Below are 17,801 nucleotides of genomic sequence, written 5' to 3' on the forward strand. Positions count from 1 at the left end.
ATGATATCTGTTCCCAATTCAACAACTATGAGAACCTTACTAATTGTTATTGCTATTGTGTTTGCGCAAAGCGGATGGTCCCAAACCGAAGAACAGACCCAATGGTTGACCAATCTAGAAGAGGCCCAAAAGATGGCCAAAAAGAATAAGATGCCCGTACTGCTTTATTTTACAGGCAGTGATTGGTGTGCACCTTGTATTCAATTAAAGGAGGATTTCTTTGAGACTGATGAGTTCCGTGCTAAGACCCAAGGCTATTTCTTGGTAAAGATTGATATTCCACGGAGAATGGATATCGTATCTGCAGAACAATTGGCCTACAATAAAGAGGTTCTTAAAAAGTATAACTCAGACCGTTCTTTTCCTTTGTTGATCGCGTACAATCACAAGGGTAAGAAAATAGGAGAGGTCTCAGGTTATAGCAGTCTTCGCGATACGACCTACCACTATGAACTGCTGGATAAAATAGCCAACAAATACTAACCGAACATATTGTCTAGCCCAGGAATATTGGGCATTCCTTCTTTGGCAACAGCAGCCAATTCTGCCTCATTCACAGAAGTTGCTTTCTCAATAGCTTTATTTAAGGTGATCACCAAATAATCTTCTAGTTGCTCTTTATCGCTCAAGAGTTCATCAGCAATAGTGATGTTCTTGATCTCGCGGTTGGCGGTTAAAGTGACTTTTATGGTTCCATCTGAATTTTGCTCGTCGATCAGAACCGTATTGAGTCGCTCCTTGGTTTCTGCAACCTTGGCTTGGGTCTCTTTGAGTTTACCCATCATTCCCATAATATCTCCAAACATAGCTTTAAAATTATATTCGCTGCAAATTTACTATTTTAGGGGGCCTATACCTAACATTTCGAAACACAAAATCATGTTCAAGAACATCTTCATCTTGGCAGTTTGCACTATTTTTGCAGCTTCCTGTAAACAAGATCAAAAACCTAAAGCGGCTATGGATATCACGCCACCGACGGCAGACAAGAAACCAAAAAATTTAGAGATCCACGGTGATGTGCGCGTGGACAATTACTACTGGCTCAACGATCGAGAAGATGAAGAGGTAATAGATTACTTGGAGCGCGAGAACGATTATTTTGAAAAAATGACCGCGCACACCAAGACCTTTCAGGAAGAGCTTTTCCAAGAAATGAAGGGCCGCATCAAAGAAGATGACGCTTCTGTACCGTATTTCTACAACGGCTATTATTATGTAACGCGTTACGAAACCGGAAAGGATTACCCGATTTATACGCGTAAGAAAGGATCCTTAGACGCTGAAGAAGAAGTGCTTTTTGACGTCAATGAGATGGCAGAGGGCTATCCGTACTACAATCTTCGTGGAATCAATGTCAGTCCTAATAATAAAATGGTTGCCTTTGGTGTAGATACGGTAAGTCGCAGGAACTATACCATTTATGTAAAGAATTTAGAGACCGGAGAGATCTTGGATGAAGCCATTCCTATGACCACAGCAGGTTCTGAATGGGCTAATGATAATGAGACCTTATTTTTCACAGGAAAGGATCCGGTTACCCTCCGCAGTGATAAGATTTACAGACATAAGCTGGGAGACGATCCTACAAACCCAACTTTGGTCTTTACCGAGGAGGATGACACCTTTTACACTTATGTGTATAAAACAAAGTCTGACGATTATATGATGATCGGTAGCACCAGTACGCTCACTTCTGAGTTTCAATACCTGGATGCTAATGACCCAACAGGCGATTTTCAACCGATTCAGCCTAGAGAACGCGGCTTAGAGTACTATGTGTCACACTTTGGAGATCACTTCTATATCCTCACCAATAAAGACGGTGCCAAGAATTACAAGCTTATGAAGACCCCAGTGTCCAAAACAAGCAAGGAGAATTGGGAAGAAGTGATTGCGCATAACGATGCTGTGCTGCTAGAAGATATTGACATTTTCAAAGACTATTTGGTCGTGAGTGAGCGCAGTGAAGGCTTGAACAAACTCAAGATCATTCCTTGGGCCAATCCAGATCAGGCGTATTACTTGCCTTTTGAAAGTGAGACCTATACCGCTTACACCACGCAAAATGTAGATTTCAATACCGAAGTTTTGCGTTACGGCTATAACTCCATGACCACGCCGGCCTCTGTAATCGATTTCAATATGACGACCAAAGAATCTACAGTCATGAAGGAGACCGAGGTTCTAGGTGGAAAATTCAATAAAGACAACTACGCTTCTGAGCGTGTTTGGGCTACTGCTGCAGATGGCACTAAGATTCCGATCTCTTTGGTGTACCGCAAGGGTATGGAAAAGAACGGCAAGAATCCGGTGCTTCAGTATGCTTACGGGTCTTACGGATCTACTACGGATCCGCGCTTCTCTACGACACGCTTAAGCCTTTTAGATCGAGGATTCATTTACGCCATTGCACACATTCGCGGTGGACAATATATGGGACGTCAGTGGTATGAAGACGGGAAGATGTTTGAAAAGAAGAACACCTTTACTGATTTTATTGATTGTTCTAAATTCCTTATTGAAGCTGGATATACCTCAAGTGATCATTTGTACGCTTATGGAGGATCCGCGGGAGGACTACTTATGGGTGCAATTGTGAATATGGCTCCAGAGCTTTACAACGGTGTAATTGCTGCAGTTCCTTTTGTCGACGTGGTAACGACCATGTTGGACGATTCGATTCCACTGACCACAGGAGAATATGACGAGTGGGGGAACCCGAACAACAAAGATTCTTACGACTATATGTTGAGTTATTCACCTTATGATCAGGTAAGTGCACAACAATATCCAAACATGTTGGTAACTACAGGATTACACGATTCTCAAGTACAGTATTGGGAACCTGCAAAATGGGTGGCTAAGTTGCGTGAAATGAAGACCGATGACAATGTTTTACTTTTAAATACCAATATGGACGCCGGTCACGGTGGTGCCTCCGGGCGTTTTGAAGCACTTAAAGAAGTGGCTAGAAACTGGGCCTTTCTTTTTGATTTGGAAGGTATATCTGAGTAGTTTGAAATTTTTGACTTAACTTTGCAGGGTTGAAACCGTAATTCATTCAAGAAGAGCGTGTTTCTTCTGACTAAGCAGAATTTATGAAGGACAAAATCCAAGCACATGATAACGTGCTTTCTCTCATTGGGAATACACCTCTTGTCAAATTGAGCAAAATTACTGCCGATATCCCCGGTAATTTCTACGGAAAGGTTGAAGCTTTCAACCCCGGCCACTCCTCCAAAGACCGCATTGCCTTACACATCATTGAAGAAGCAGAGCGTCAAGGAATTTTATCTCCTGGTGACACCATTATTGAAACGACTTCCGGCAACACCGGATTCAGTATCGCTATGGTGAGCATCATTAAAGGGTACGAATGTATTCTTGCGGTAAGTTCTAAATCGAGTGGTGATAAGATCGATATGCTTCGCGCCATGGGTGCGCAAGTATACGTTTGCCCAGCACATGTTGCGGCGGACGACCCAAGATCGTATTATGAAGTTGCTAAAAGACTTCACAACGAGATCAAGGGATCGGTTTACATCAATCAATATTTCAACAGCTTAAATACAGCTGCGCATTACCGCAGTACTGGGCCTGAGATCTGGGAGCAAACAGCCGGGCAGATCACGCACCTGGTGGCTTGTAGTGGTACTGGTGGTACTATTTCAGGGACCGCGCAATACTTAAAGGAACAAAATCCAGATATTCAGATCGTAGGAATCGATGCTTACGGATCTGTTTTGAAGAAATACCACGAAACCCGTGAGTTTGACAAGAACGAGATCTATCCATACCGCATTGAAGGTTTAGGAAAGAACCTGATTCCAACTGCTACGGATTTTGACAGTATTGATCAGTTTGTGAAAGTAACTGATGAAGAAAGTGCTCACAAGGCACGAGAGCTTGCAACAAAAGAAGGAATTTTTGCCGGATATACCTCTGGAGCAGCGCTTCAAGGTGTTCAACAATTGGGCGAAGAAGGATTCTTTAAAAAAGACGATGTAGTTGTGGTAATTCTGCCCGATCACGGTTCTCGATATATGAGCAAAGTCTACTCAGATAAGTGGATGAAGGACCAAGGCTTTTTTGATGCCGAGCACGAAGAGGTTGTTGGTAACATTCAATATGTCAAATAAGACCCTTAAACAAAATTGTTAAGCCCTGCATTTGCGGGGCTTTTTTATACACAGGAATTCCGGAAAAACCCTGATTATTAGGAATAAATTTATAATTTTGCCCGGAAACTTTAATAGCAAAGATTTGGCAAAGGATTTATTCGAAAAGATTTACAGAGATAAGGGGCCGTTAGGCAAGTGGGCAGAAGCAGCAGAAGGCTATTTCGTATTCCCTAAGCTAGAAGGACCTATCAGTAATCGAATGATGTTCAACGGGAAGGAAGTGATCACTTGGAGTGTGAACGACTACCTAGGGTTGGCAAACCACCCAGAAGTTCGCGAAGTAGATGCAGCTGCAGCCGCACAGTACGGCTCTGCATACCCAATGGGTGCTCGTATGATGAGTGGTCACACCAATTTGCACGAACAACTTCAGAACGAATTGGCTGCTTTTGTAAGCAAAGAGGCTGCTTATTTGTTGAACTTTGGCTACCAAGGAATGGTATCTACCATTGATGCTTTGGTTTCTAAAGACGATGTTATTGTTTACGATGTAGATGCTCACGCCTGTATCATTGACGGGGTGCGTTTGCACTTGGGTCAGCGCTTTACCTATAAGCACAACGATATGGAAAGTATCGAAAAGAACCTAAGACGTGCCGAGAAAGTAGCTGAGAAGACCGGAGGAGGGATCCTATTGATTTCTGAAGGTGTTTTTGGAATGCGCGGAGAGCAAGGTAAGCTTAAAGAGATCGTTGCCCTAAAAGAAAAATACAACTTCCGTTTGTTCGTAGATGATGCTCACGGATTCGGTACCCTTGGTAAAACAGGTGCAGGAGCAGGTGAGGAGCAAGGCGTTCAAGATGATATTGACGTATACTTCGCCACTTTTGCGAAATCTATGGCCTCTACAGGAGCCTTTATCGCGGGAGACGAAGAGATCATCAATTACTTAAAATACAATTTGCGTTCTCAAATGTTCGCCAAGTCCCTGCAAATGCAGTTGGTTGTTGGTGCGTTGAAGCGTTTGGATATGATGCGTTCAAGCACACAGTACAAAGACAAGCTGTGGGAGAACGTAAACGCACTTCAAGGTGGTTTACGCGAGCGTGGATTTGATCTTGGAACCACTCAGAGTTGTGTGACTCCAGTTTATCTTAAAGGAAGTATTCCAGAGGCCATGGCCTTAGTGAAAGACCTGAGAGAAAATCACGGAGTATTCTGTTCCATAGTGGTTTACCCGGTGATACCTAAAGGATTAATTCTACTTAGAATGATCCCTACGGCTTCACACACTATGCAAGATATTGAAGAAACATTAGAAGCGTTCTCAGCAATTCGCGAGCGCTTAGAGAATGGAACTTACAAAAGACTTTCAGCAGCGCTAGCCGCTTCAATGGGAGAATAATAGTTCTAATATATGAATTAAAAAAGCCACCAATTCGGTGGCTTTTTTTATAGGTCTTTTCTAAAGGTGCTGCGTTCCTTATGCTGCACCGGGCCGTAATCCTTCCAGAGTAATTGTACGGCGGTATTCTCGGCCAATTCTGGATTGGTTTCCACTTGGGTAATTCCTTTGGCATTAAAGAGCTTTTGCATTTCCGCAAAAATAATCGCGGTAACACCTTTACCTTGGTATTCCGGATCAATACCAATCAAATAGAAAGCGGCCGTATCGTTCTTTTTCTGTGCTTGCATCAAATGATACCATCCAAAGGGGAATAGCTTACCATTAGCCTTTTTAAGCGCCTTAGAGAAGCTCGGCATCACCACAGAGAAGGCTATGAGCTTGCCTGTATTGTCTTTGATACAGGTGATGTAATCGGGATGGATGAAGTTGAAGTACTTCTCCTTGTAATAATCGATCTGATATTGTTGAATAGGAACAAAGGTCTGCAGACTGTTATAGGTGTTGTTCAACAACTCAAACATTGCGTCTACATAGGGAATGATCTCTTTTTTAGAACCAAAACGAATGACCTCAAGATCATAGCGCTTTTTGATCAAGGCAGAGAACTTTTTCACCTTTTCCTTCATCTCTGGAGGAATAGTCAGGCGGTATTCCACCCAGGTTGCCTGTTTTTCAAACCCAAGCTTTTCAAAATGCTCTGCATAGTAAGGATAGTGGTACCAAGTAATCATGGTATTCAATTCCTCATATCCCATGGTTAAGATTCCAGCCTTTTCCATGTTGGAAAAGCCCACAGGTCCTTCTACATATTCAAGATTGTTTTGCTTCCCAATGGTCTTTACCGCTTCTAAAAGCGCTTTGGTGACTTCAATGTCATCAATCATATCCAACCAACCGAAACGCATCTTTTTCTTACCTTGCTCGTTGATCTCTAAATGATTGATAATAGCAGCAATGCGCCCAGCAATTTTACCATTCTTATACGCAAGGAAATATTGAGTTTCTGCATTCTTGAAAACAGGGTTTTTCTCGCCGCTCAAGGTTTCTAACTCATCATTGATAAGCGGTGGGACCCAATATTTGCAATCTTTGTATAAGCTGAAAGGAAAGCGTACAAAGGCCTTAAGGTCTTTTTTGCTGGTTATTTGTTTGACTTCAATCATGGACGGTCTTCAAAAGGATTTCCGCCATCGTCTTCAACGTCGACATCATCACGGCGGTTGCGCTTTTTCTTCTTTTTCTTTTTGTTGATGGGTTCTCCATCAGGCCCGGTTTCTTCTATATACTCATCTTCTCCGTGCATATCAAAACGATAGCTGGCACCAATTCTAAAGAAGGTGCGGGTAGGAGTGTCCTTCCAATTCAGCAGTACAGAGGCATCCAATTGGAAGTCTTTGTTAAACAGATAAGCCGCACCGCCTCTAAAGAGTTGGTCAGCATAAAAGTCACTTTTTATTCCTTCATTCTCTACAAATGCAGAGAATTTCTCGCTAAAGGCATGCGTCAAGGTCAAGATATAGCTGTATGACGGAAACTCAGTAGTAACACGATCTACAATGATGTTGGTGACAAAAACCCATCCGCCTAAAAAGTTATTCTGAGTAATAATAACCACACGTGGGCTAATGGTCAATTCATCTTCTGGTGTGAAAGGATTGTCCTCAAAATCAAAGTTAGCACCTGCATAAACAGAGATAGCCGGGATCAAGTCGCGCCACTGAAAAGAGTTATTAGCCTTCCAACTGTAGAGGTTTGGTCCTTCTAAGTCTCGTTTTCTATAGGGATCGTAGAGTAAATACTTGGCTCCAACACTGTTAAGCCTAAAATTTGCTTGAGTAAAATCACCGGTAACAAAACCGTCATCAAAACTCACCTCATTGCGCTGGTAGTTCCCAATAGCGTTGATCTCTAAACGTTCTTTTAGCAAGCCGTAGCGAACCGCATAGTCAATGCTAAAAGCACTAGCCTCTGTGTTGAGCAGATCGTGATTCTCTTGTCCTAAACCTAGACCTAGCTCCAATTGCAGTACGTTTTTACCAACTGCAAAAGCCCCTTGCGAATTACCGGGTCTGTTGGAATTAATGGTCTCTGTATATTGTCCTAGAGCAGTTGGAACACTGAGCAGCAGGATGCATAAACTAAGCCAAAGGCGGGTGATCATGGGGTGTTGGTTTGCAGTCAAAGATAGCAGAATTTATTAGTTTTTTAATAGTTCTTTAGCGGCTTCTTGCCCGCTGAATCCCTACCTTTACATCAAATATAAAGTGCATGGATGCATTGAGAACGTTTTTGATCGTTATTTTGGTATTTTTGATGCTGCGTTTTGCGTTAAAGCTCGCAGCACCTTACATTTTGCGCTATGCCAGTAAAAAGCTTCAAAAGCGCTTTGAACAGCAGTTCGGGGCCTTTGAGCAACAGCAGCCCCCTAAACCAGAGGGCAGTGTGCACGTCCACCGAAAGCCTCAAGGAAAAAAACAGGCCACTAAGGTGGTCGGGGACTATATCGATTATGAAGAAATTGATTAATTTGGAGGCTTAAATCCGCTTCTATGGCTGCCTTAAAAAAAGCGCTTCCTCATCTCATTGTTTTAATTCTATTTGTCTTAGCCTCGCTGATCTATTTCAGTCCGGTACTTCAAGGCGATACTATCTTCCAGAGTGATATTGCACAATTCAACGGAATTGCGAAGCAACAGCGGGACTTCAAAGCAGCAACAGGAGAGGAGACCTATTGGACCAACGGTGCCTTTGGCGGAATGCCAACTTATCAGATCGGTGCGCGCTATCCGAACCACCTGATTAAAAAACTAGACCTTACTTTACGCTTTCTGCCTAGACCCGCAGACTATTTGTTTCTATATTTCCTGAGCATGTATGTGCTGCTGTTGGTCATGAAAATAGATTATAAGCTCGCATTTCTAGGCGCTTTAGCCTTTGGCTTTTCCACCTATTTGATCATTATATTGGGCGTTGGTCACAACCTCAAGGCACACGCTATTGCTTATATGCCGCTCGTTTTAGCGGGGATAATTTTGACCTTCAGGCGGAAGTATCTCTGGGGATTTGCACTCACCGCGATTGCAATGGGCTTGGAATTGGTGGCCAATCACTTCCAAATGACCTATTACCTCTTGATCCTTGTTGTGGTATTGGGTATTGCGTATTTGATCGATGCGATCTTAAAAAAGCAACTACAACATTTTACAAAATCGGTATTAATACTCTTTGGAGCCGTATTGTTGGCCATAGGATTCAATAGTGCGAATATCTTAGCCACAGCGGAGTACGCGCCTTACTCCATGCGCGGCAAGAGCGAACTGACCATTAAGCCAGATGGTACTCCCAAAGAGATTACCAACGGTCTTTCCTACGAGTATATCACCGAGTACAGCTACGGTAAATTAGAGAGCTTCAACCTGATGGTGCCGCGTTTTATGGGCGGTGGTTCTGGAGAACCCTTACCCGAAGAAAGCGAACTTATTGAAACCCTACGAGGCTTACCGATCTCTCCAGAAGATGCGAATAATATCTTGAGACAGGTTCCGCTGCCCATGTATTGGGGACAGCAACCCATTATAGAAGCTCCTGCCTATGTTGGCGCCATTGTGGTCTTTTTAGCCCTCTTGGGCTTCTTATTGATCAAGGGCCGATTGCGTTGGTGGCTGCTGGGAGGAATTATTTTAAGTCTGTTGCTCTCTTGGGGTAAGAACTTTGCCTTCCTCACCGAGTTCTTTGTAGACTATGTACCGCTTTACAACAAATTTAGAGCCGTGAGCTCCATGCAGGTGATCATTGAACTGTTATTGCCCATTGCGGCTGTTATTGGCTTACATCAACTCTTTAATGACTTCAATTCCAAGGAGAGCCGCAAGAAGGCATTGATGCTTTCTGGTGGTATTGTCTCTAGTTTGTTGCTGATCTTTTATCTCTTCGGATCGAGTTTATTTGATTTTGAGGCGCCTTATGACGCTGACGTTGCTGCCGCTTTAGGAGAAATAGGTCCCTTACTTATCGAAGGGATTCAGGCCGATAGAATCTCTGTGTTTAAAGAGGATAGCTTGCGTTCCCTCGGATTGGTCGTGGCGAGTTTTGCGGTATTGTTCGCACTGATGCGCCAAATGATCAAAGAACCAGTAGCTATTGGAATTTTAGCAGTATTGATAGTGGTTGATTTGGTTGGCGTTGACAAGCGCTATGTTAACGAGGATGACTTTGTGGACTCTCGTGTGATGGAGCAACCGTATCAAGCCAATGGTGCCGATCTGCAAATTCAAAAGGACACGGACGGTTTCTTTAGGGTATACGATATGACCAGTGCTGCTTTTACCAGTGGGCGTGCGAGTTTCTTCCACAATGCCTTGGGAGGATATTCTGCAGTTAAAATGGGACGTATCAATGATATTAACGATTTCTACCTGATGCGGGAGCAGCCCAATATGAACATAATCAATATGTTCAATGTGCGGTATTTGATCCGTTTTGGAGATAATGGCGGGCCTTTTGCACAGCGCAATCCAGGAGCCAATGGCAATGCCTGGTTTGTCTCCGATTATGAAATGGTAGGTTCTGCAGACGAGGAAATCCAAGCCTTGGCAGATCTAGACACTAAAAATAAAGCCGTGGTTCACACGGATTTTGCCGAACAACTAAAAGGCAAGCGTTTTAGTGTTGATTCCACAGCAACCATCAGTCTTAAAGAATTCGCGCCAAATAAAATGGTCTATACAAGTTCTAGTAGCCAAGAGGGCTTGGTAGTCTTTTCTGAGATGTACTACAAACCAGGTTGGAAGCTCACTATTGATGGCGAGGAGGCTGAATATTTTAGAGCCAACTACACCCTAAGAGCTATGGTTGTACCTGCGGGCCAGCATGAAATTGTCTTCTCTTTTGAATCTGAGGTAGTACAACGAGGAAGCCTATTAAGTTTAGTCTCTGCTGCTGTCTTTGTCTTGATCTTGCTGGGATTCGGATATATGAACTACAGAAATTCAAAGCGAGAAGCTGCCTAGCATGGAGCCCTTAAAAGTTTTGGTAATTACCTATTATTGGCCGCCAGCCGGAGGACCAGGGGTTCAGCGTTGGTTGAAGTTTTGTACCTATTTGCCAGAAAATGGAGTGGAACCTACCGTTTACATTCCCGAGAATCCTACCTATCCCATAGTAGATGAAGCGCTTTCAAAAGAGGTGCCCAAAGATATTAGGGTCTTAAAGCATCCTATCTGGGAACCTTACGGCTTGGGAAAACGATTGGGCAAAAAGTCTACCAAGACTCTGAGCAAGGGTATTATTGATGAAAATCCCTCCTTGTTGAAGAAGTTGATGCTTTTCATTCGTGGGAACTTTTTTATACCTGATGCGAGAAAGGCGTGGGTGAAGCCCTCTGTGAACTATTTGAAGGATCATCTCACAGAGCAGCATTACGATGTTATCATCACAACAGGGCCTCCGCACAGTGTTCATCTCATAGGAAAACAACTCAAAGAGGATTTAGCCATTCCTTGGCTAGCAGATTTTAGGGACCCCTGGACCACCATTGGATATCACAAATCCCTGCGTTTGTTGCCTTGGAACGCCAAAAAGCACAAGAATTTAGAAGCTGCTGTTTTAAATACTGCAGATCAAATTTTGGTGACCAGCCCATCAACTAAAAAAGAGTTTGAAGGGATCACACAACAGCCTATTGCCGTGATCACCAATGGCTACGATACCTCAAACAAACCGCTGAAGCAGCCTGAATTGGACACTCAGTTCAGTATTTCTCATATAGGTTCGCTTTTAGCTAAGCGCAATCCGGAGCCGCTCTGGAAGCTACTTGGGGAATTTTGCAAAGCGCATGATACCTTTAAAAAAGACCTAAAGCTCGTTTTTGCGGGTGTGGTAGCCGAAGAAGTAAAGTCCTCCTTATCGCAATACGGCCTTTTGGAACAGGCAGAATTTAAAGGTTATGTTGACCACACCGAAGCTATTGCGCTTCAACACCAGAGTCAGTTGCTGTTGTTGTTGGAGATCAATGCTCCAGAGACGCGGGCCATTTTGCCTGGAAAGCTGTTTGAATACATGATGGCGCGTAGACCCATTCTAGCTATAGGTCCCAAAGGGAGTGATATCAAAGCTTTGGTGGAAGAGTCGGGTAGTGGTGCCTTTTTTAATTATGAACAGCTCCATGAAGACTATTTAGGCGCTTATGTGCTCAACGCATATCAGTCTTACAAAAACAAGGCGTTAACGCTTGAAAAGAACGCTATAGATCAATTCGACCGAAAAGTGCTTACCGAGCAATTGGCTACTGTTTTAAAAAGCGAAACCCTTGCAAGACATAGACCGTCATAACAAGGGTTCCTAACTAACCAACCAAAAAATGATCTTTAATTTCTTCTACCGCTACGCGAGCTGCGTGCGTTGGAGTTTCTGCTGTTACTGCCGCGTGAAACATTTGCTGAGCGAGAGCTTCTAGAACTGCTAGAACTCATGCGGGTGTTAGCCCGTGATCCTCCAGATCGATTTGCTCTTGAGCTTGATCCGCTAGAACGGTTCATGCTACTGCTGCGCGTAGATCTGCTTGAGGTAGCTCTCTGGTTGCTACGAGAAGACGAACTTCTCATATTCCCAGAAGACCTGCTAGTGCTACGCTGAGATCTCATGTTCCCAGAAGATCTGTTGGTACTGCGCTGTGAGCGCATATTACCAGAGGATCTGCTGTTGGAACTACCGCTGCGTGCTACGGTTTCACGGTTGTTTGTGGTGTTTCCGCGAGTGCTCATGCTGGATCTGTTTCCGCGTGTGTTTGTAGCACTGCCGTTTCGCGCGTTGCTGGATCTTGAGCTTCTCATATCTCGAGAGGTGCTTCCTCCACGAGTATTGGCATTCATGCTTCTGCGGTTGTTCGCTGTAGCCGCTCTAGAACTTCTACCGCGATTAGTAGCTACGGCATCTCTACCTGATCTGCGCGCCGGACGGTAATCCGGGTTAGCCGCTGTTCTTCCGTTTCTGTAGTGGATTCTACTTCCAGGGCGATAGAAATCACGTCTGCCGTTCACATAAGCTCTACGACCTCTATTGTTGTAAAAGCGCAAGTGATTTGCATAAGTGTAGCGCACTGGTGCATAGTATCTGCGGTACGGATAGTTGTACACAACACAGTTGTTAAAGAACGGTCTGGCGTAAAATACGTGCCATGGTCTGTAAACATAGGTTCTGTAAAAAGGGCTAATGAATCCAACCGTATAGTCAAAGTATCCAAAGTTGTTGTAGAAAACCTGTAAGCCACCGACACGTACAATGCGTCTGTTGTTGTATACGATATCTACAGTTCCTGCTCTAGAGATACGTCCGAAGTTATCATAGAAGATCGGTACGTTCTCAATCTGAATCACAGCTCCGTAATCGTCGTACTGAACAAATGCGTCGTAATCGTAACCAGAATTATAGTTGATACTCACTCCAGGAGTATTCACATTTACGTTGACAGTGTTTCCTCCCAAGAAGACAAAATCAAACTGTCCGTCTGGGAATACTGAGAACTCTACACCACCTTCTACGAAGATGTATGAAGATCCGTCAAAGTTGTATCGTCTGTCGTCTGCGCGGGCATCTGAAAAGAATCCAGAAACACTCAGTAAGAGTCCGCTAAGTAGTATGCCAAGTTTTTTCATCACTTTAAGTTTTAGTTTGTAATTGCATTCTGGTTAGCATTACGCTTACTTAAAAGCAAAGGGCGTGCCAAACTTTTAACCTCTTGATTATCAGCAATAAAAAAAACACTGCCCTCCAAAGAGAGCAGTGCTACATCAACTAAATCATGATACTAGTTGCGGCCTCGACGTCCGCGTCTGTTATCATCGTCATCATCGTCCCAGTCATCATCCCAATCGTCATCCCAGTCAAAATCCCAATCGGCATTATTGTTCTGAGTTCTAGAACGTCTACCTGTGCGATAGGTAGTATCGTAATGGCCATTGCCAAAATATCTGTTACCAAAGGTGTAGGTAGTGCTTCCTGCGACTCCACATACTCCATAGACTACATTGCGTCGGTTAATATCACCAAGCGTATGGGTTACGCGTCCGCGCCTGTTGTAAAAGATCTCCATTCCGCCTACACTTACCAAACGACCTCTGCGATATCTCAAAGAAACATCTCCAATGAATCGTACTTTACCATTAGGTTTATAAAAGATGTTGGTACGTCCAATGTTGTGCAGTACACCAAATCGATCTACGTTGAGTCTGTAGTGACCGCGTCCACGGTAACCTCTATTGTGAATCGGTAAGCTTCTGCTGGCGTTGCGTCTTCCGTTGACACGTGTACGTCTGTTGTAGTGTACGGCGTTTGGAAGGACGTAGCTAAAACTGCCATCCAAGAACACTTCAAACAAGATACCATCTTCATAAAAACTTACTGATTGTGTACTTAAATAGCGTTCGTAGTTACCCCAAGGATTGTAAACCTTAGATTCTGTATTCACATTTGCCTGTGTAGAAATTCCAAAAAGGAAAAGACCTACCGTAAGAATTGCTTTTTTCATAATTCTAAAATTTTGGGTTTTGCCTACTCTTTAAGCTTTTCGGCTTGCGCTATTGCCTTAAGTAAACCAAAGGTTGTGCCAAAATTTTAAAACATTGAATAACAGGTTTTTAGACGTGCTTAGTTTGAATCTCTACTTGCAAAATATCAATCAACAATACCAAAACCAGTAAAACGAATGTTGCGGTTTCTTGATCTAGCGTTCTGATCTAAAGGATTTAAAGTAGATCGAACTGCATCCGAATCACTAGCAGTCCCTAGCCAGGTAACACTGCCGCGGGTGTGACTGTATAATCCCTCTGCGTCATAGAAAATGGCTAAACCTCCTAAAGAGCTTAGTCTACCTTGATCATATTCCAGATTGATAGCTCCCAAATGGAGCAGTTGTCCTTCTTTGTTGTATTCCAACTTTAAATCTCCAATGGCATATATGATTCCGGAATGATCCAAAAGCAGGTGATCCCCAGAGTTGGCTCCCAGGTTGGAATGGTGAATACTCATCCGATCAGCTTGCGCGCCTTTGCCTGTTTTAGCACGTTGACCGCGATAATTGTATTGCATGTTTGACGGAAGAGTAAAGGAAAAACTTCCATCCAAATACACATCAAAATGAATTTGCTCATAGACAAATGAGACGTATTGACTCTTGAGTAGTTCTCGATTATCAGAGGCTCGTGTAGCCGTAATTATGCTTAAAAAAAGCAGTAGTGTAATTGTTCTTTTCATAGGTTGCATTTTAAGGTTTACTGCGGATTTTGCCGCGGTAAATGGTTCACCTTAAAAGCATCAAAATAAATGCCAACCTATTGATTTAAAGATATTTAATTCTAATGGGAATCATAAGAAAGGCTTATGTTAAAGCTTCTCTTTTAGATGTTGTGCAGTGAACGATTCGGCCACTTCAACAATCTGCTCTGGAGTTCCTGTGGCAACTACGGTTCCGCCCTTATCTCCGCCTTCTGGACCGAGGTCAACGATGTGGTCCGCACATTTGATCAAATCCAGATTGTGCTCCACCACAATGATGGAATGACCGTTGTCTAACAAGGCGTTGAAAGAATCCAACAACTTTTTAATGTCGTGGAAATGTAGGCCAGTAGTAGGCTCATCAAAGATGAACAAGGTCTTGTCTTTGCTCGCTCCCTTGATCAAGAAAGAAGCCAGCTTAATACGCTGCGCTTCTCCACCAGAAAGGGTAGAAGAGCTTTGCCCTAGCTGAACATAACCCAATCCAACAGCCTGTAGCGGTTTGAGCTTGTCGTGAATTTTGGTTTCACCGTGCTGATCAAAGAAAGCGGTGGCTTCATCCACAGTTAAATTCAAGATGTCGTCGATGCTCTTTCCGTGAAATTGTACTTCCAAGACCTCCTTCTTGAAACGCTTTCCTTTACAGGTGTCACATTCCAAATGAACATCTGCCATGAATTGCATCTCAATGGTTACTTCTCCTTCACCTTTACAAGTTTCACAGCGTCCGCCGTCTACATTAAAAGAGAAGTGCTTGGCTTTATAACCGCGGATATCAGAAAGTTTCTGCGAGGCAAATAAAGAGCGAATGTCATCATATGCTTTGATGTAAGTAACCGGGTTGGATCGACTGGAACGTCCAATAGGATTCTGATCTACAAACTCGATATTCTGCAAGGCATTCTCTGGCAGTTCCAAGCTAGAAAACTGACCCGGCTTATCTCCATAGCCGCCCAATTTACGCTGCAGGGCAGGGAAGAGGATCTTTTTCACTAGCGTACTCTTACCAGAACCAGAAACGCCAGTGACCACGCTAAAACTTCCCAAAGGAAAGCTTACGTCTATATTCTTAAGGTTATTGTGTCTAGCCCCTTTAAGCTCAATGGTTGCCGATGCTTCTCTGCGCTTTTCAGGAACGTTGATGGCCAAGCGACCGCTCAGATATCCCGCAGTAAGCGAATCAGACTTTAAGATCTCCTCATAGGTTCCGGTAGCGACTACCTCACCGCCAAAAGTACCTGCTTCAGGTCCAATATCAATGATGGTATCTGCCGCTTTCATCAAGTCTTCATCGTGCTCTACCACGATGACCGTATTCCCGAGGTCTCTAAGCGATTCTAGGACACCGATTAGTTTTTCAGTATCTCTTGGATGCAGTCCAATACTAGGCTCATCAAGGATGTACATAGATCCCACCAAACTAGATCCCAAAGAAGTTGCTAGATTGATTCGTTGCGATTCTCCACCTGAAAGTGTATTGGATTTACGATTCAGCGTCAAGTAATTCAAGCCAACGTTAGATAGAAATCTCAAGCGGTTATTGATTTCTACCAACAAACGTTTAGCCACTTGCGCATCGTGATCGTTGAGTTCCAGCTGTTGAAAGAAGTTGTGTACTTCTTCAATAGGCAATTCAACCAAATCTGAGATGGATTTACCTTGAATCTTTACATAGTTTGCCTCAGGTCTTAAACGAAGGCCATAGCAAGTACCGCAGCGTGTCTTACCGCGATAACGAGAGAGCATTACGCGGTTTTGAATCTTATAGCTTTTGGCCTCCAGTTCCTTAAAGAAGCTGTTCAGACCTTCAAAATAACTGTTTCCTTGCCAAACCAGGCGTTTATCAGCCTCTGAGAGCTCAAACCAAGGTTTGTGAATGGGGAAATCAAATTTATAAGCGTTGTTCACCAATTGGTCGCGGTACCAACTCATGGTCTCACCACGCCACGGGAAGATCGCGTTTTCATAAACCGATAAAGCAGAGTTAGGCACTACCAAATCCGGATCAATTCCAATGACATCTCCGTAACCCTCACAAGTAGGGCAAGCTCCATAAGGATTATTAAAGCTGAAAAGGTGAATGTTTGGCTCTAAGAAGGTCTGTCCGTCCAATTCAAAACGGTTGTTGAATTGCTTAGCTACAGACTCATCAACAGGATCAATGATCACATCGCCTTTGCCTTCGTAAAAAGCCATTTCAACAGCATCCGCTAAACGATGGTAAAAATCCTCATCATCTTTCTTGACAATACGATCTACAACCAAATAGAGCGTTTTAGGAAGCGATTTGTCCAAGCTGTCCTCAATACGCAAAACTTGATCGTTGGCTTTGATACGGGCGTATCCTTGCTGTAATAACGCTTTTAGTTTATTTTCCATGCTGCGGCCTTCTTCCAAAATAATTGGAGCCAACAGTAAAAGTCGTTTTCCGTCCTCAATGGTTTTGATATAATCCAAAACATCCGTGACGGTATCTTTTTTAACCAATTCTCCAGAGATAGGAGAGTAGGTCTTGCCAATTCGTGCGTAAAGTAATTTTAGATAATCATAGATCTCTGTAGAGGTCCCTACTGTAGAACGCGGGTTGGTCGCATTGACCTTTTGCTCAATGGCAATTGCTGGTGCAATACCTTTAATAGCGTCTACCTTGGGTTTACTCAAACGCCCTAAGAATTGGCGTGCGTAGGAAGAAAGGCTTTCTACATAACGTCTTTGTCCTTCTGCATAAAGCGTGTCAAAAGCCAAACTAGATTTACCACTTCCCGATAAACCGGTAACAACCACCAGCTTGTTTCGGGGTATGGTAACATCAATATTTTTAAGGTTGTGCAATTTTGCCCCTTGAATAAGGATGTTATTTTTAAAATCTGAGGTTGTTTTGGACACGAATTTGGCTTTAAAAAACCCTGCAAAGATACCACTTAAAAGCCGTTTTTAATAGGGGTGGATCGGGACAAGTTTTAAACAAAAACTAACTTTTTTTTTGCTTTTCTTAAAAC

At 43.3% G+C, this 17,801-nt stretch carries 14 protein-coding genes; 7 read left to right on the forward strand and 7 right to left on the reverse strand.

Features of this window, described 5'->3' with window-relative positions:
- Positions 1-27: 27 nt before the first annotated feature.
- Positions 28-483, forward strand: coding sequence for a thioredoxin family protein (locus POW22_RS09270; RefSeq protein ID WP_272832377.1), 456 nt, complete (start codon positions 28-30; stop codon positions 481-483).
- On the opposite strand, the gene POW22_RS09275 is transcribed toward POW22_RS09270, so the two are convergent.
- Positions 480-806, reverse strand: a complete 327-nt coding sequence (locus POW22_RS09275; RefSeq protein ID WP_272832378.1) for a YbaB/EbfC family nucleoid-associated protein — start codon at positions 804-806, stop codon at positions 480-482. The genes POW22_RS09270 and POW22_RS09275 overlap by 4 nt on opposite strands.
- Positions 807-879: 73 nt before the next feature.
- Between POW22_RS09275 and POW22_RS09280 the strand changes: the two genes are divergently transcribed.
- The 3 genes from POW22_RS09280 (at position 880) to POW22_RS09290 (ending at position 5,529) form a co-directional block, all read left to right on the forward strand.
- A complete protein-coding gene (locus POW22_RS09280; RefSeq protein WP_419180997.1) occupies positions 880-3,018 on the forward strand; it encodes a S9 family peptidase in 2,139 nt (712 codons plus the stop codon).
- Between the two features lie 83 nt (positions 3,019-3,101).
- Positions 3,102-4,142, forward strand: coding sequence for a cysteate synthase (locus tag POW22_RS09285; RefSeq protein WP_272832379.1), 1,041 nt, complete (start codon positions 3,102-3,104; stop codon positions 4,140-4,142).
- Between the two features lie 124 nt (positions 4,143-4,266).
- On the forward strand, positions 4,267-5,529 hold the full coding sequence (locus tag POW22_RS09290) for a cysteate-C-fatty acyltransferase (RefSeq protein ID WP_272832380.1): 1,263 nt from the start codon (positions 4,267-4,269) through the stop codon (positions 5,527-5,529).
- A 47-nt stretch (positions 5,530-5,576) separates the two neighbouring features.
- Here POW22_RS09290 and POW22_RS09295 read toward each other — a convergent pair whose 3' ends face one another.
- Complete coding sequence (locus POW22_RS09295) at positions 5,577-6,695, reverse strand: N-acetyltransferase (RefSeq protein ID WP_272832381.1); 1,119 nt, start codon at positions 6,693-6,695, stop codon at positions 5,577-5,579.
- Positions 6,692-7,693: a transporter gene (locus POW22_RS09300; protein WP_272832382.1), complete on the reverse strand. Its 1,002-nt coding sequence runs from the start codon at positions 7,691-7,693 to the stop codon at positions 6,692-6,694. The genes POW22_RS09295 and POW22_RS09300 overlap by 4 nt, the downstream gene beginning before the upstream one ends.
- Positions 7,694-7,800: 107 nt before the next feature.
- On the opposite strand from POW22_RS09300, the gene POW22_RS09305 reads away from it, so the two are divergent.
- The 3 genes from POW22_RS09305 to POW22_RS09315 are packed head-to-tail and all read left to right on the forward strand — an operon-like array spanning position 7,801 to position 11,862.
- Positions 7,801-8,058, forward strand: coding sequence for a DUF4834 family protein (locus POW22_RS09305; RefSeq protein WP_272832383.1), 258 nt, complete (start codon positions 7,801-7,803; stop codon positions 8,056-8,058).
- Between the two features lie 23 nt (positions 8,059-8,081).
- Positions 8,082-10,541 (forward strand): glycosyltransferase family protein, encoded by a 2,460-nt coding sequence (locus POW22_RS09310; RefSeq protein ID WP_272832384.1) that lies wholly within the window; start codon positions 8,082-8,084, stop codon positions 10,539-10,541.
- A gap of 1 nt (position 10,542) precedes the next feature.
- Positions 10,543-11,862 carry a glycosyltransferase gene (locus POW22_RS09315; RefSeq protein WP_272832385.1) on the forward strand — a complete coding sequence of 440 codons (1,320 nt, stop codon included), beginning with the start codon at positions 10,543-10,545 and terminating at the stop codon, positions 11,860-11,862.
- Positions 11,863-11,897: 35 nt separating this feature from the next.
- On the opposite strand, the gene POW22_RS09320 is transcribed toward POW22_RS09315, so the two are convergent.
- The 4 genes from POW22_RS09320 to uvrA form a co-directional block, all read right to left on the reverse strand.
- Positions 11,898-13,184, reverse strand: coding sequence for a hypothetical protein (locus POW22_RS09320; RefSeq protein ID WP_272832386.1), 1,287 nt, complete (start codon positions 13,182-13,184; stop codon positions 11,898-11,900).
- A gap of 152 nt (positions 13,185-13,336) precedes the next feature.
- Complete coding sequence (locus tag POW22_RS09325; protein ID WP_272832387.1) at positions 13,337-14,056, reverse strand: hypothetical protein; 720 nt, start codon at positions 14,054-14,056, stop codon at positions 13,337-13,339.
- Positions 14,057-14,202: 146 nt separating this feature from the next.
- The gene (locus POW22_RS09330; RefSeq protein WP_272832388.1) at positions 14,203-14,781 is read right to left on the reverse strand and encodes a hypothetical protein; all 579 of its coding nucleotides are present in this window, start codon (positions 14,779-14,781) and stop codon (positions 14,203-14,205) included.
- Positions 14,782-14,910: 129 nt separating this feature from the next.
- On the reverse strand, positions 14,911-17,688 hold the full coding sequence (gene uvrA, locus POW22_RS09335) for an excinuclease ABC subunit UvrA (RefSeq protein WP_272832389.1): 2,778 nt from the start codon (positions 17,686-17,688) through the stop codon (positions 14,911-14,913).
- Between the last annotated feature and the right edge of the window lie 113 nt (positions 17,689-17,801).

The sequence above is a fragment of the Gilvibacter sediminis genome (genome assembly GCF_028561565.1).
GTDB lineage: Bacteria > Bacteroidota > Bacteroidia > Flavobacteriales > Flavobacteriaceae > Gilvibacter > Gilvibacter sediminis.